The sequence below is a fragment of the Acidovorax sp. FJL06 genome, from assembly GCF_003852545.1.
Taxonomy (GTDB): domain Bacteria; phylum Pseudomonadota; class Gammaproteobacteria; order Burkholderiales; family Burkholderiaceae_C; genus Acidovorax.
In genome coordinates, this window is record NZ_QAJR01000007.1 from 39,542 (window position 1) to 53,900 (window position 14,359).

11 protein-coding genes are annotated in these 14,359 nt (G+C 64.2%); 3 read left to right on the forward strand and 8 right to left on the reverse strand.

Annotated features, from left to right (window positions below):
• The gene (locus DBV10_RS04715; RefSeq protein ID WP_124511136.1) at positions 1-288 is read left to right on the forward strand and encodes a YciI family protein; all 288 of its coding nucleotides are present in this window, start codon (positions 1-3) and stop codon (positions 286-288) included.
• A 4-nt stretch (positions 289-292) separates the two neighbouring features.
• Here the strand turns inward: DBV10_RS04715 and bioB are convergent, their stop codons facing one another.
• The 6 genes from bioB to scpA all read right to left on the reverse strand — a co-directional run bounded on the left by bioB (position 293) and on the right by scpA (position 9,218).
• Positions 293-1,363 (reverse strand): biotin synthase BioB, encoded by a 1,071-nt coding sequence (gene bioB, locus DBV10_RS04720; protein WP_124511138.1) that lies wholly within the window; start codon positions 1,361-1,363, stop codon positions 293-295.
• Positions 1,364-1,798: 435 nt separating this feature from the next.
• Positions 1,799-2,269 carry a VOC family protein gene (locus tag DBV10_RS04725; RefSeq protein ID WP_124511140.1) on the reverse strand — a complete coding sequence of 157 codons (471 nt, stop codon included), beginning with the start codon at positions 2,267-2,269 and terminating at the stop codon, positions 1,799-1,801.
• A gap of 117 nt (positions 2,270-2,386) precedes the next feature.
• A complete protein-coding gene (locus DBV10_RS04730) occupies positions 2,387-4,435 on the reverse strand; it encodes an acetyl/propionyl/methylcrotonyl-CoA carboxylase subunit alpha (protein WP_124511142.1) in 2,049 nt (682 codons plus the stop codon).
• Positions 4,436-4,456: 21 nt separating this feature from the next.
• Complete coding sequence (locus DBV10_RS04735) at positions 4,457-5,989, reverse strand: acyl-CoA carboxylase subunit beta (protein WP_056062687.1); 1,533 nt, start codon at positions 5,987-5,989, stop codon at positions 4,457-4,459.
• Between the two features lie 35 nt (positions 5,990-6,024).
• Entirely contained in the window at positions 6,025-7,053 is a 1,029-nt protein-coding gene (gene meaB, locus DBV10_RS04740; protein ID WP_124511144.1) for a methylmalonyl Co-A mutase-associated GTPase MeaB, read from the reverse strand.
• Positions 7,050-9,218, reverse strand: a complete 2,169-nt coding sequence (scpA, locus tag DBV10_RS04745; protein ID WP_124511146.1) for a methylmalonyl-CoA mutase — start codon at positions 9,216-9,218, stop codon at positions 7,050-7,052. The genes meaB and scpA overlap by 4 nt, the downstream gene beginning before the upstream one ends.
• A 128-nt stretch (positions 9,219-9,346) precedes the next feature.
• On the opposite strand from scpA, the gene DBV10_RS04750 reads away from it, so the two are divergent.
• Together DBV10_RS04750 and DBV10_RS04755 are read left to right on the forward strand one after the other, a co-directional pair.
• Entirely contained in the window at positions 9,347-9,982 is a 636-nt protein-coding gene (locus tag DBV10_RS04750; RefSeq protein WP_124511148.1) for a GntR family transcriptional regulator, read from the forward strand.
• 261 nt (positions 9,983-10,243) lie between these two features.
• Positions 10,244-12,100, forward strand: a complete 1,857-nt coding sequence (locus tag DBV10_RS04755; protein WP_124511150.1) for a long-chain fatty acid--CoA ligase — start codon at positions 10,244-10,246, stop codon at positions 12,098-12,100.
• On the opposite strand, the gene DBV10_RS04760 is transcribed toward DBV10_RS04755, so the two are convergent.
• Together DBV10_RS04760 and DBV10_RS04765 are read right to left on the reverse strand one after the other, a co-directional pair.
• The gene (locus tag DBV10_RS04760; RefSeq protein ID WP_124511152.1) at positions 12,097-13,056 is read right to left on the reverse strand and encodes a GSU2403 family nucleotidyltransferase fold protein; all 960 of its coding nucleotides are present in this window, start codon (positions 13,054-13,056) and stop codon (positions 12,097-12,099) included. The genes DBV10_RS04755 and DBV10_RS04760 overlap by 4 nt on opposite strands.
• 48 nt (positions 13,057-13,104) lie before the next feature.
• Positions 13,105-14,247, reverse strand: coding sequence for a saccharopine dehydrogenase family protein (locus DBV10_RS04765; protein WP_124511154.1), 1,143 nt, complete (start codon positions 14,245-14,247; stop codon positions 13,105-13,107).
• Between the last annotated feature and the right edge of the window lie 112 nt (positions 14,248-14,359).

Consider the following 14,359-nt stretch of genomic DNA (forward strand, 5'->3'; position numbering starts at 1 on the left):
ATGCACATTGTTTTTCTCAAATTCGGCCCCAATCGCTCGCAAGCTGCCCAGTGGATGGCCGCGCACAACCAGTGGATCCAGAGCGGCATCGACGACGGTGTGTTCCTGATGGCCGGTTCGCTGGAATCCGCGCAAGGCGGCGCGATTTTGGCCGCCAAAACCACCAAAGAAGAACTCGCATCAAGGGTTCAGCAAGACCCCTTTGTCGCCCACGGTGTGGTGGTGCCGGAGATCATTGGCGTGACGCCATCCCGCACCGTGGAAGGTTTTGCCAGGCTCATCGACTGACTAACTATGCATGGTGGTGATGCCCGTGCTCCGCCTCGGTCGTGGTGGTGCGGTGGCCGTTCAGGCCCAGCTTGGCCAGCAGTTGCACGTCGGCATCCACGTCGGGGTTGCCCGTCACCAGCAGCTTGTCACCATAAAAGATCGAATTGGCCCCGGCCATGAAGCACAGCGCTTGCACCGCCTCGCCCATTTGCTGGCGCCCGGCCGACAGGCGCACGCGGGCCTTGGGCATGGTGATACGGGCCACGGCAATCACACGCACAAAATCAAATGGGTCGATGGGCTCGCTGTCGGCCAGCGGCGTGCCGGGCACGCGCACCAGGCTGTTGATGGGCACCGACTCGGGGTACGGCTGCAGGTTGGCCAGCTGCGCAATCAGGCCCGCGCGGTGCACGGGCGCCTCACCCATGCCCACAATGCCGCCGCAGCACACGCTGATGCCGGCTGCACGCACGTTTTGCAGCGTGTCCAGCCGGTCCTGGTAGGCACGGGTGCTCACCACGTCGGTGTAGTACTCGGGGGCCGTGTCCAGGTTGTGGTTGTAGTAATCCAGGCCCGCGTCCTTCAGCGCCAGCGCCTGGTGCGATTCGAGCATGCCCAGCGTGGCGCAGGTCTGCAGGCCCAGGCCTTTCACGGCGCCGATCAGGGCACTGACCTTTTCAATATCGCGGTCCTTGGGCGCGCGCCAGGCAGCGCCCATGCAAAAGCGGGTGGCGCCTGCGTCCTTGGCGGCCTGGGCGGCGCGCACCACCTCATCCACTTCCATCAGCTTGTCGGCCTTCACGCCGGTGTCGAACTCGGCCGCCTGCGGGCAGTAGCCGCAGTTTTCGGGGCAGCCGCCGGTCTTGACCGACAGCAGCGTGGCCAGCTCGATGTCGCCCGCGGGCCAATGCTGGCGGTGCACGGTCTGCGCCTCGAACAGCAAGTCCATCAAGGGCTTGTCGAGCAGCGCCTGGATGGCCTCGACCGACCAGGGGCCCTGTGTGGCGGGCGACGGGGCGCGGCGGTGCAATTGAACCGGTTGCACGGAGGGTGCGGACTGCACTGCGGGGGTAGGGGCCAGGGTGGCGGGCATGGGGTGGGTTCCTTCAACAATCAAGGCATCGGCCCTGCGGCGGCGGGTTGCCACCACGGGGCCAGAGGTTGCTTACTCGGTCATCGTTTCTTCGGCGCGCACTACCCGGTGGATGGGGTTTGGGGCAGGTGCGCAGCGGCTGGGGCGGATTCTGGAGGAGAAAACGGCACAAACGCGCACTGCAGGGTCACAAAAAGTGCCAACAAAAAGGCGTGCACAACAGCTGGCAATTGCCATGTTTTTTGGAAGCAGAAGCCAGCGTTTTTTTTGCATTTGCAAGCCGTTCGGCATGTGCACAAACCAGGCCTTGCCCCATGGCGACAACATGGGCTCATCTGCTGCCATCTGCCGCGCAACAGCCGCCGCACCCGCTGGAAGATGAGCGACGTTGCGGCAGGATTTGGCCCCACTGGCGGCCCACAGCCCGGTAAAACCTCAGCCCAGCGCCGCAATCACGTCCGCAGGTGCCTGCACCAGCTCGATCAGCACCCCCTCGCCCGCAATCGGAAACTCGTCGTTGCTCTTGGGGTGCAAAAAGGTGATGTCATACCCCGCCGCGCCCTTGCGGATGCCGCCGGGCGCAAAGCGCACGCCCTGGGCCGTGAGCCATTCCACCGCCTTGGGCAGGTCGTCGATCCACAGGCCAATGTGGTTGAGCGGTGTGGTGTGCACGGCGGGTTTTTTGTCGATGTCCAGCGGCTGCATGATGTCCACCTCGACCTTGAACGCGTCCCGGCCCATGGCCAGGATGTCTTCATCGACGTTCTCTCGTTCGCTTTGGAAGGTGCCGGTCTGCGTGAGGCCCAGCATGTCCACCCACAGGGTCTTCATGCGCTGCTTGTCGGTGCCGCCAATGGCGACTTGCTGGATGCCCAGAACCTTGAACGGGCGTTGGGGGTTGGTCATGATGACTCCTGATTTCATAGCTGCTAGCGCTTGTTGAATAAGCGCAAGAGGCCAAAAACATTCAAAAAAGGGGCACAAGGCCCCCGGGGATGGATGGGTTGCGGGACCGCAGGCCGATCACTGGAATTCCAGAATGATCTGGTCCACCGCCAGCGACTCGCCCTTGCCCGCCGTGATCTTGCCCACCACGCCGTCCTGTGCGGCAAAGAGGATGTTCTCCATCTTCATGGCCTCGATCACCGCCAGCTTTTCACCGGCCTGCACCTTCTGGCCGGGCTGCACCGCCACATCGACCAGCAGGCCGGGCATGGGCGAGAGCAGGAACTTGGACAGGTCCGGCGGTGCCTTGAACGGCATGAGCTTGTGCAGCTTGGCGCCCAGCGGCGACAGCACCAGCGTGTCGATCTGCGTGCCGTTGTGCGCAATGCGCAGCGCCAGCGGGTTCTTGCCCACGCCACGTTCCACCTGGGCCGTGAAGCCCTGGCCGTTGCAGGCGCCCTGCACACGGATCTGCCCCAGCGTGGCGTTGCTACTGATCTGATAGCTGTTATCGCCCACCTGGATAGCGCTGGAGCCCGATTTGTCTTCAAAGTCAGACACCGTCACCTCGTGGTGCTGGTTCTGCCCTTCGGCGCCCAGCGTGACCACCACAAACTGCTCGCCCACCTTCACCTCGTGGCCAGCCAACTGGCCGCTGATGCCGGAGGCGCGTGCACGGTAGCGGCGGTTCATGAACGCGGCCAGCGCCACCAGGAACAGCGGGTCGCTGTGCGGCACATCTTCGGCGTGGAAGCCCTTGCCGTAGTTCTCGGCGATAAAGCCGGTGTTGAAGTCGCCGGTCACGAACTTGGGGTGCGCCAGCAGCGCGGCCTGGAACGGGATGTTGCTGCTGATGCCGCGAATCACAAAGCCGTTGAGCGCTGCGCGCATCTTGGCAATCGCGTCGTTGCGGTCCGTGCCGTGCACGATGAGCTTGGCGATCATCGAGTCGTAGTACATGGGGATCTCGCCGCCTTCGTACACGCCGGTGTCCACCCGCACGCCCAGCTTCTTGCTGGTGTCGGACTGGAACATGGATTCCTCCGGCGGCTGAAAGCGCACAAGGCGGCCCGTGGACGGCAGGAAGTTGCGGAACGGGTCTTCGGCGTTGATGCGGCACTCGATGGCCCAGCCGTCGCGCTTCACATCGGCTTGGCTCAAAGGCAGCTTCTCGCCCGCGGCCACGCGGATCATCAGCTCCACAAGGTCCAGGCCGGTGATGCACTCCGTCACCGGGTGCTCCACCTGCAGGCGGGTGTTCATCTCCAGGAAGTAGAAGTCCTGGTCCTTGCCGACCACGAACTCCACCGTGCCCGCGCTCTGGTACTTCACGGCCTTGGCCAGTTGCACCGCCTGCTCACCCATCGCCTTGCGGGTGGCGTCGCTGATGAAAGGCGATGGCGCCTCTTCGATCACCTTCTGGTGGCGGCGCTGGATGGAGCACTCGCGCTCGTTCAGGTAGATCACGTTGCCGTGCGAATCGCCCAACACCTGGATCTCGATGTGGCGCGGCTCCTGCACAAACTTCTCAATGAAGATGCGGTCGTCGCCAAAGCTGTTGCGGGCTTCGTTCTGGCAGCTGGCAAAGCCTTCAAACGCTTCCTTGTCGTTGAACGCCACGCGCAGGCCCTTGCCGCCGCCCCCGGCCGAGGCCTTGATCATCACGGGGTAACCAATGCCTTTGGCGATTTCGACCGCCTGCTCGGGGCCGGCGATGGCATCGTTGTAGCCGGGAATGGTGTTGACCTTGGCCTCGTTGGCCAGCTTCTTGGACGCGATCTTGTCGCCCATGGCGGCAATCGAATGGGCCTTGGGGCCGATGAAGGCAATGCCTTCGTCCTCGCAGCGCTTGGCAAAGGCCTCGTTTTCGGAGAGGAAGCCATAGCCGGGGTGCACGGCCTGCGCTCCGGTCTGCTTGCAGGCCGCAATGATCTTGTCGGCCAGCAGGTACGACTCGCGCGAAGGCGCCGCACCAATGTGCACGGCCTCGTCGGCCAGCTTGACGTGGCGGGCTTCCTTGTCGGCGTCGGAGTAGACGGCGACGGTGGCAATGCCCATTTTCTTGGCCGTTGCAATCACTCGGCAGGCGATTTCGCCACGGTTGGCGATCAGGATTTTCGTAAACATGTTCTTATGCTCCTTGTCCGCTCACAGTGGGATGTTGCCGTGCTTGCGCCACGGATTTTCCAGCTTCTTATCCCGCAGCATGACCAGCGAGCGGCAGATGCGCTTGCGCGTCTCATGCGGCAGGATCACGTCGTCGATAAAGCCGCGTGCACCGGCCACAAACGGATTCGCAAAACGCTGCTTGTATTCCGCCTCACGCGCGGCCAGTTTCACGGGGTCGTTCTTGTCTTCGCGGAAGATGATTTCCACCGCGCCCTTGGCGCCCATCACCGCAATTTCCGCGTTGGGCCAGGCCAGGTTCACGTCGCCGCGCAGGTGCTTGCTGCTCATCACGTCGTACGCGCCGCCGTAGGCCTTGCGGGTGATGACGGTGATCTTGGGCACGGTGCACTCGGCATACGCGTACAGCAGCTTGGCGCCGTGCTTGATGATGCCGCCGTACTCCTGGCTGGTGCCGGGCATGAAGCCGGGCACGTCCACAAACGTGACCACGGGGATGTTGAACGCGTCGCAGAAGCGCACAAAACGCGCGGCCTTGATGGAACTCTTGATGTCCAGACAGCCGGCCAGCACCAGCGGCTGGTTGGCTACGATGCCCACGGTCTGGCCTTCCATGCGGGCAAAGCCGATCAGGATGTTCTTGGCGTACTCGGGCTGCAGCTCAAAGAAATCCCCGTCGTCCACCGTCTTGAGGATCAGCTCCTTCATGTCGTAGGGCTTGTTGGGGTTCTCGGGCACCAGGGTGTCCAGGCTCAGGTCCATGCGGTCGGCCGGGTCGTTGCTGGGGCGCACGGGGGCTTTTTCACGGTTGTTGAGCGGCAGGTAGTTGTACAGGCGGCGCAGCATCATCAGCGCCTCCACGTCGTTCTCGAACGCCATGTCGGCCACACCGCTCTTGGTGGTGTGCGTCACGGCGCCGCCCAGTTCCTCGGCCGTCACTTCTTCGTGCGTCACGGTCTTCACCACTTCGGGGCCGGTCACGAACATGTAGCTCGAATCCTTGACCATGAAGATGAAGTCCGTCATGGCGGGCGAGTACACGGCGCCCCCGGCGCTGGGGCCCATGATCATGCTGATCTGCGGGATCACGCCGCTGGCGAGTACGTTCTTCTGGAACACGTCGGCATAGCCGCCGAGGGACGCCACACCTTCCTGGATGCGGGCGCCGCCCGAGTCGTTCAAGCCGATGACCGGTGCGCCGACCTTCATGGCCTGGTCCATCACCTTGCAGATCTTTTCGGCGTGCGTTTCGCTCAAAGCACCGCCGAACACCGTGAAGTCCTGGCTGAAAACGAACACCAGGCGGCCATTGATCATGCCGTAGCCCGTCACCACACCGTCGCCGGGGATCTTGTTGTCCTCCATGCCAAAGTCGGTGCAGCGGTGCTCGACAAACATGTCCCATTCTTCGAACGTGCCGTCGTCCAGCAGCAGCTCGATGCGCTCGCGCGCGGTGAGCTTGCCCTTGGCGTGCTGCGCGTCGATGCGCTTTTGCCCGCCGCCCAGGCGTGCCAGCGCACGCTTTTTCTCCAGTTGATCCAGGATGTCTTGCATGGTCGTCCTTTGGTGAATGGGTTGGTGTCTACTATTTATTTGATAGCTGCCAGCGCATGATTGGATTGCGCTAGCAGCAGATTTCGTGCTGCAGTCGATGCCGCAATGCGTCCTGCGGCCACATCGGCCTGCAATTGGGGTAACAGCTCGCGCACCTGTGGGTGCTGGCGAAACGCGAGCTTGAGGCCCGCGTCGATGCGCTCCCACATCCAGGCCAGCGCCTGTTTTTCGCGCCGCGTGGCCAGGCGGCCGTTGGCGGTTTGCAGTTGACGGAAGTGCGTGACCGCCGCCCAGAAATTGTCCACGCCCTGGCCCAGCAACGCGCTCATTTGCACGACCTTGGGGTGCCACAGGGTGTCATTGTGGTGCGCGTTCTCGGGGTTGCCGTGCTGGCTCAAGAGGCGCAGGCTCGATGTGATCTGCGCCTCGGCGCGCGTGGCGGCGTTCTTGTCGATGTCAGCCTTGTTGATGACCACCAGGTCGGCAATCTCCATCACGCCCTTCTTGATGGCCTGCAGGTCGTCGCCCGCGTTGGGCAACTGCATGAGCACAAACATGTCCGTCATGCCCGCCACCGCAATCTCGCTCTGGCCCACGCCCACGGTTTCGACGATGACCACGTCATAGCCTGCGGCTTCGCAGACCAGCATGGCTTCGCGCGTCTTCTCTGCGACTCCGCCCAGGGTGCCACTGGATGGGCTGGGTCGGATGTAGGCCTTTTCGTGCACCGATAGGTGCTCCATGCGCGTCTTGTCGCCCAGGATGGAGCCGCCCGAGACGGTGCTGGACGGGTCGATGGTGAGCACGGCCACGCGGTGGCCCTGGGCGATCAGGTACAGGCCCAGCGCTTCGATGAAGGTGGACTTGCCTACGCCGGGGACGCCGCTGATCCCTAGGCGGAAGGCCTGGCCGGTGTGAGGCAGCAACTGGGTCAGCAGCTCGTCGGCCTGGGCGCGGTGGTCCACCCGCGTCGATTCGAGCAGGGTGATGGCCTTGGACATGGCGCGGCGCTGCACAGCTGCCGCGCCCTGCACCACCCCATCGAGAAGCGCCGCAGGTGTCACGCCACCGCCTTGCGAATCTGCTCCAGCACATCCTTGGCGCTGGCCGGAATCGGTGTTCCAGGGCCGTAGATGCCCTTCACACCCGCTTCGTACAGGTGCTCATAGTCCTGCGCCGGAATCACGCCCCCCACAAACACGATGATGTCGTCCGCGCCCTGGTCCTTGAGCGACTGGATGATGGCGGGCACCAGCGTTTTGTGGCCCGCAGCCAGCGTGCTCACACCCACGGCGTGCACGTCGTTTTCAATGGCCTGGCGCGCGCATTCCTCGGGCGTCTGGAACAGCGGGCCCATGTCCACGTCAAAGCCCAGGTCGGCAAACGCGGTGGCCACCACCTTGGCGCCCCGGTCGTGGCCGTCCTGGCCCAGCTTGGCGATCATCACGCGGGGGCGGCGGCCCTCGGTTTCTGCAAATTCGTTGATTTCAGTCTTGAGTTTGTCCCAGCCTTCGGCCGAGTCATAAGCGGCTGCGTACACACCGGTCACCTTTTGCGTATCAGCGCGGTGGCGCCCAAACACCTTTTCGAGCGCGTCCGACACTTCGCCCACGGTAGCACGCAGGCGCACCGCCTTGATGGCTAGGTCCAGCAGGTTGCCGCTGCCATCTTCTGCTGCAGAAGTGAGAGCATCCAGCGCTTGCTGGACAAGCGCTGCGTCACGTTTTGCCCGGATATTTTTCAGGCGCTCAATCTGGCCGTCGCGCACCTTCATGTTGTCGATCTGCAGGATGTCGACCGGGTCTTCTTTGGCCAGCTTGTATTTGTTGACGCCGACGATCACGTCCTTGCCGCTGTCAATGCGTGCCTGCTTCTCTGCCGCAGCAGCCTCGATCTTGAGCTTGGCCCAGCCGCTGTCCACGGCCTGGGTCATGCCGCCCATGGCCTCGACCTCTTCGATGATCTTCCAGGCGGCATCCATCATGTCCTGGGTGAGCTTCTCCATCATGTAGCTGCCGGCCCAAGGGTCGACCACGTTGGTGATGTGCGTCTCTTCCTGGATGATGAGTTGCGTGTTGCGCGCAATGCGCGAGCTGAACTCGGTGGGCAGCGCGATGGCTTCGTCGAGCGCATTGGTGTGCAGGCTCTGCGTGCCGCCAAACACGGCCGCCATGGCCTCGATGGTGGTGCGCACGATGTTGTTGTAGGGGTCCTGCTCGGTCAGCGACCAGCCCGAGGTTTGGCAGTGGGTGCGCAGCATCAGGCTCTTGGGGTTCTTGGCGCCGGTCTCCTTCATGATGCGGCACCACAGCAGGCGGGCAGCGCGCATCTTGGCCACTTCGAGGTAGAAGTTCATGCCGATGGCCCAGAAGAAGCTCAGGCGGCCAGCGAATTCGTCCACGTCCAGGCCCGAGGCGATGGCCGTCTTCACGTATTCCTTGCCGTCCGCCAGCGTGAAGGCCAATTCCAGCGCCTGGTTGGCCCCAGCCTCCTGCATGTGGTAACCCGAGATCGAGATCGAGTTGAACTTGGGCATGTTCTTGGCCGTGTAGCCAATGATGTCGCCAATGATGCGCATCGAGGGCTTGGGCGGGTAGATGTAGGTGTTGCGCACCATGAACTCTTTCAGAATGTCGTTCTGAATCGTTCCGCTGAGCTTGTCTTGCGAGACGCCCTGCTCTTCCGCCGCCACCACGTAGCCCGCCAGCACGGGCAGCACGGCGCCGTTCATGGTCATCGATACGCTGACCTTGTCGAGCGGGATCTGGTCGAACAGGATCTTCATGTCCTCGACCGAATCAATCGCCACCCCGGCCTTGCCCACATCGCCCGTCACGCGCGGGTGGTCGCTGTCGTAGCCCCGGTGCGTGGCCAGGTCGAACGCCACGCTCACGCCCTGCCCGCCTGCTGCCAAGGCCTTGCGGTAGAACGCGTTGGACTCTTCGGCCGTCGAAAAACCAGCGTATTGGCGAATCGTCCAGGGGCGCACCGCATACATGGTGGCCTGGGGGCCACGCAGGTAGGGCTCAAAACCGGGCAAGGTGTTGGCGTACGGCAGGCTGGCCGTGTCTTCGGCGGTGTACAGCGGCTTGACAGTGATGCCATCGGGTGTGACCCAGTTCAGCGCATTCACATCGCCACCCGGCGCGGACTTGGCAGCAGCCTTGGCCCAGGCTTCCAATGAAGAAGCAGCGAATTCGGGGGCGGTTTGGGGGGCGTTGTCACTCATGGCGAAGGCTTCTCCGAAGATGGCGTGTGGGTGCGTTAAGGGCGCGCGGGTAGATCCCGATGTGGCGCCGAGTTTACATCATTCATAATTATTGATTCAAAATATTCCTCGCAGCTTACAATCCGCCCATGTCTGCCCTCACCCTCACGCCCCGCGCCCTGTATGAAGAAGTCGCCGAGCAACTGCGCCAGCGCATCTTCCGCCGCGAGCTGGAGCCCGGCAGCTGGATTGACGAACTCAAGATTGCCGAAGAATTCGGCATCAGCCGCACCCCGCTGCGCGAGGCGCTGAAGGTGCTGGCCGCCGAAGGCCTGGTCACGATGAAGGTGCGCCGTGGCGCCTATGTGACCGAAATGAGCGAAAAAGACCTGCGTGACGTGTACCACCTGCTCAGCCTGCTGGAGAGCGACGCCGCAGGCGTGGTGGCCGAACGCGCCACCGATGAGCAGCTGAAAACCTTGCAGGATCTGCACGCCGAGCTGGAAACGGCCGTGGCCGACCGCGAGAAGTTCTTCGCCATCAACGAGCGTTTTCACATGAACCTGCTAGAGATGGCCGACAACCGCTGGCGCAGCCAGATGGTGGCCGACCTGCGCAAGGTGATGAAGCTCAACCGCCACAACTCGCTGTTCAAGCAAGGGCGCATCGAGGATTCGCTGGGCGAACACCGCGCCATCCTGGCGGCCATGGTGGCGCGCGACGGCCAGGCCACGGTGCAGGCCATGCAGGCGCACTTTGCGCAGGGGCTGGAAGCGGCAACCTGAGAGCCGGTGCCCCAGCCCTCCACCAACGAACGCCGCCCCGCCACCAGCGCGGCTCAGTGCGGTTTTCTGGGGCAACGCGTGCGGCCCGGGCCAGCCTGGCAGATGCGCGGCAACGCCACCATTCCGCAAACAGGAACGCACCATTTGCAACACAAGGGGTTATCCCATCCGGCCTGGGCCCGGGTTCGATCGTTATGATCGCCCGGGTTTCCACCGAGGCCATGGCGCAGGCAGCCATCACGGCCTCTACCGCCGAGTTTGATGACTTCCTCCCCTCCCGATATCGCCAGCGTCCAGACGCTGCCCCAGCTGCTTGCCTACCGCGCTGCCAGCACCCCCGACGCCGAGGCCTTCCGGGCGTTTGACCCCGGCACCCAGGCCTGGACGAGCCTGACCTGGGCGCAGGCCGCCGAGCGCGTCGGCACCTGGGCGCAGGCCCTGGCGGCCATGCAGCTCCCCGTGGCAGCCCGCGTGGCCATCCTGCTGCCCAATGGCCTGCACGCCATGTGCGCCGACCAGTCCACGCTGGCCACGGGCTGCGTGCCTGTGCCACTGCACGCCATCGACAACCCGGGCAGCATCGCCTACATCCTTGCGGACTGCGAGGCCTCCCTGCTCATCGTGGGCCAGGCCGAGCAATGGGAGAAGATCCGGGCCGTGGGCACGCCGTTCCCGGCCCTGCGCGCCGTGGTGATCACCGACGACGACACCTCGACGTTCACGCCCACCGCAGGCTCTGGCGAAAGCCCGGCGGTGGGCTCGCTGGTGCAGTGGCTGGCGGGCGCCAGCGCAGCCCCGGCCCCCGTCATCACACCGCCCGGCGCGGACGACCTGGCGGCCATCGTCTACACCTCCGGCACCACGGGCAAACCCAAGGGGGTGATGCTGACGCACCGCAACGTGGTCAGCGACGTGAAAGCCGTGCTCGACCGCATCGCGCCCACCGTGGACGACGTGTTCTTGTCCTTCCTGCCGCTGTCGCACACCTTCGAGCGCACGGGCGGCTATTACCTGCCGATTGCGGCGGGGAGCTGCGTGGCCTATGCGCGCTCGGTGGCGCTGCTGGCCGACGACCTGAAAACCGTGCGGCCCACCGTGCTGGTGTCGGTGCCGCGCATTTACGAACGCATCCACGCCAAGCTGCTCGAAAAGCTCTCGCCCACGCCCTGGAAGATGCAGCTGTATGAAGCCGCACAGCACAAGGGCTGGGCGCGCTTTTGTGCCGCACAGGGCCTGCCCGCGCCATCGGCAAACGAAAGCAGCGCCGCCGGCTGGATGGCCGCCCTGCCCTGGCCTCTGCTGCAGGCCCTGGTGGCCCAACCGCTGCTGGCGCAGTTTGGCGGCCGCGTGCGGGTGGCCGTGAGCGGCGGCGCGCCGCTGTCGCCCACCATTGCCAAGTGCTTCTTGGGCCTGGGCCTGCCGCTGGTGCAGGGCTACGGCATGACCGAAACCGCGCCCGTGGTATCGGTGAATTCGCTGCATGACAACGACCCGGCCTGTGTGGGCAAGGCCCTGCCCGGCGTGGAAGTGCGCATCGGCGAGAACCGCGAGCTGCAGGTGCGCGGCCCCATCGTGATGAAGGGCTACTGGAAGCGCCCGGAAGACACGGCCAAGATCCTGGGCCCGGATGGCTGGCTGGGCACGGGCGACCAGGCCGAGATCGTGAACGGCCGCATCTACATCAAGGGCCGCATCAAGGAGATCATCGTCACCTCCACCGGCGAAAAGATCCCCCCGGGCGACCTGGAGCTGGCCCTGCTGGCCGACCCGCTGCTGGAGCAGACTTTTGTGGTGGGCGAGAACCGCCCCTTCATCGCCTGCGTGGCCGTGCTCAAGGCCGACGAGTGGCAGCGCCTGGCGGCCGACCTGGGCCTGTCTGCGCAGGACGCCGCGAGCCTCAACCACCCCAGCGTGCACCGCGCAGTGCTGGCGCGCATCGAGAAGAACACCGCCAGCTTCGCCCGCTACGCCGTGCCCCGCGCCGTGCACTGCACGCTCACGCCCTGGACGATCGAGAACACCTTCATGACGCCCACGCTCAAGCTCAAGCGCAACAACCTGATGGCGCACTTTGCAGAGGCGATTGAGGGGATGTACCAGAAGCCGGGTGGGCGCTAAGTGGAAGCTGGCACCTGCCACTGCGGCAGGTACTCGTTGACCATGGCCTCCACCACCTCTGCCTGAAGCGCATCCCGGCGACGCTTGAGGGGGTCGCGGTCCTGCTGGGCACTCATCCACCGCTTGAAGCGCGCAAAGGCCAGGGGATGCAGGGTGTTCATGCGCGCCATGGTGCCATTGGAGGCCACGATCACCGCACTGAACGGTGGTGCGTCCATCAGCACATGGGCCTGACGGGCCTGCGTGACCCAGAAGTCATCCTCATCGTCACTCATGCGGATGGGATGAGGATCTTCCCCCTGCTGTTCACGCCGCAGGATGTCCACCTCAAAGCCATCCTGGTTGACGGCCGTGTACTTGTCCAGGTCCTTGAGCCGGAAGGTCTTGTCCACCTTCTTGAGCACCCCCAGCATGGAGCTGTCCACGCGGGCCAGCGCGGTTGCAAAGTGGAGCCGCTTGCGCACGTCCCACAGCAGGTCAATGTCGCGCGTCGCCACCGCGTCGTCATCCACAACAACGCCTGCAGCAGCCTCGTAGGCATAGAGCGCATGGGTGCCAACCACCCGAAAAAACTCCGTCAGACCTGACGAGGCCATGCGATCCAGCACTTTGACCACCATGGGGTCCACCCGCCCTACCCGCAGCGCACGGTTCATGCGCTCGTGCTCCTTGCGCTTTTCCGTCAGGGCCGCCAAGCGGTCTTGTGCAAGCTGCTTGCGCTCCAGAAAACGTGCATAGGTTCGCTCGGTTTCCGGAGTTCTAGGCCCCAGGCTTTTTTCGGCCCCCTTGGGGCTGGTGCGTACCAGGTAAACAGCCTCGGGCGCCGAGGCAGGCCCCTTGTGCCAGTACATACCGCCACGCACCAGCAATGCTTCGCGCTCCGCGTCCTCGCAGGCCTCGAACACCGAGACAGCATCAATGTATTGACGGGCAAGGTTAGGGCGTATTTCGCGCATTCGGTATAAAAGTCAAAAAACTAAAAATATACCGAAATTACAATTAAATCAATAAGTTGTAGTAGGTTTTTTATTCAGAGAGTTGCATGCAAGAGCAACTCCCCCCTCCCCCGCATACGCCACCCCAAACCGGTTCGCCAGAAAATCCGCCAGCCGCACCGCCTCCTGCCCCACAAAGCCCTGCTGTGGCAATTGCCCCTGGGCCACCAGGTCCAGCACCGTGCAGATGCCTGCGGCCGTGGTGAGCTGGATGGCGCTCAGCCGGTGCCCCGCCAGCGCGGTGCCCACAATGCGGGCCGAGTACGACTCCTGCACCAGCCGCCCGCCGCGTTGGCCCGCTGCGGTGGCAAAGATCACGATCACGTCCTGATCGGTGGTGGGGATCGCGCTTTCCAGGATGTCCTTGAGCAGATCGCGCCGATCACGCAGGCGCAGGTCATTCAGCAGCAGCTTCAGGATGGCGTTGTGGCCCGGGTAGCGGATGGACTGGTAGTCCACCTGCCGCGCCTTGCCTGCCAACGTCTCGGTGAGCGTGCCCAGGCCGCCCGAGGTGTTGAACGCCTCGTACTCCACGCCATCCAGCGCAAAGGTTTCCAGCCCCTCCAGCGCGGGCACCGTGGTGCGTGCGCCGTCCATAATCGCCTCGCAGGGGTTGCAGTATTCGTTGATAAGGCCCTCGGTGCTCCAGGTCAGGTTGTAGCGCAGGGCACCCTGGGGGTAGCGGGGCAGCGCCCCCACGCGCATGCGCAGGGTGTGCAGGATGTCAAAACGGCGAGCCAAATCGTTGCCCACGATGCCGATGAACCCCGGCGCCAGGCCACACTGGGGCATGAGCACACTGCGGGCGTTGGCAGCCAGGGCGCGAATGGCCTGGGTGCTGGCCACGTCCTCGGTCAGGTCAAAGTAGTGCACACCTCCCGCAGCACACAAGGTGGCCACAGGCACGGCACGGTGGAACGGCAGTGCGTTGAGCACGGCAAACCGGCCGTCGATAACGGCCTGCAGGCTCGCGTCGTCGGTGGCCAGGCGGGTGGCCACGCCCAAAGCAGCCACCTCGGCCAGGCGGGCCGGGTCGCGGTCGGCCACCAGGACGTCGTAGCCACCGGCCTGCTGCAACAAGAGCGCCATGGCAAAGCCAATGTGGCCCGCACCCAGGATGGTGACGGCGTGGCGGGCGGAAGTGGCGGTCATGGCAGTGCTCCTGGTGTGTGCTGGCGGCCGGGCCGCAGCGGTGGTGAAAGATGCCTTGATGCTAGGAAAGGGCACTGTCAATGTGTAGCCACCAGAGCGTCGAAAAATCGCT

Excerpts from the sequence above, each read along its gene's own strand:
- DBV10_RS04750 (WP_124511148.1), top strand. The coding sequence starts at position 9,347 with ATGTCTGCCCTCACCCTCACGCCCCGCGCCCTGTATGAAGAAGTCGCC.
- DBV10_RS04765 (WP_124511154.1), bottom strand. The coding sequence starts at position 14,247 with ATGACCGCCACTTCCGCCCGCCACGCCGTCACCATCCTGGGTGCGGGC.
- DBV10_RS04755 (WP_124511150.1), top strand. The coding sequence starts at position 10,244 with ATGACTTCCTCCCCTCCCGATATCGCCAGCGTCCAGACGCTGCCCCAG.
- DBV10_RS04760 (WP_124511152.1), bottom strand. The coding sequence starts at position 13,056 with ATGCGCGAAATACGCCCTAACCTTGCCCGTCAATACATTGATGCTGTC.
- scpA (WP_124511146.1), bottom strand. The coding sequence starts at position 9,218 with ATGAGTGACAACGCCCCCCAAACCGCCCCCGAATTCGCTGCTTCTTCA.
- DBV10_RS04715 (WP_124511136.1), top strand. The coding sequence starts at position 1 with ATGCACATTGTTTTTCTCAAATTCGGCCCCAATCGCTCGCAAGCTGCC.
- DBV10_RS04735 (WP_056062687.1), bottom strand. The coding sequence starts at position 5,989 with ATGCAAGACATCCTGGATCAACTGGAGAAAAAGCGTGCGCTGGCACGC.
- bioB (WP_124511138.1), bottom strand. The coding sequence starts at position 1,363 with ATGCCCGCCACCCTGGCCCCTACCCCCGCAGTGCAGTCCGCACCCTCC.
- DBV10_RS04730 (WP_124511142.1), bottom strand. The coding sequence starts at position 4,435 with ATGTTTACGAAAATCCTGATCGCCAACCGTGGCGAAATCGCCTGCCGA.
- DBV10_RS04725 (WP_124511140.1), bottom strand. The coding sequence starts at position 2,269 with ATGACCAACCCCCAACGCCCGTTCAAGGTTCTGGGCATCCAGCAAGTC.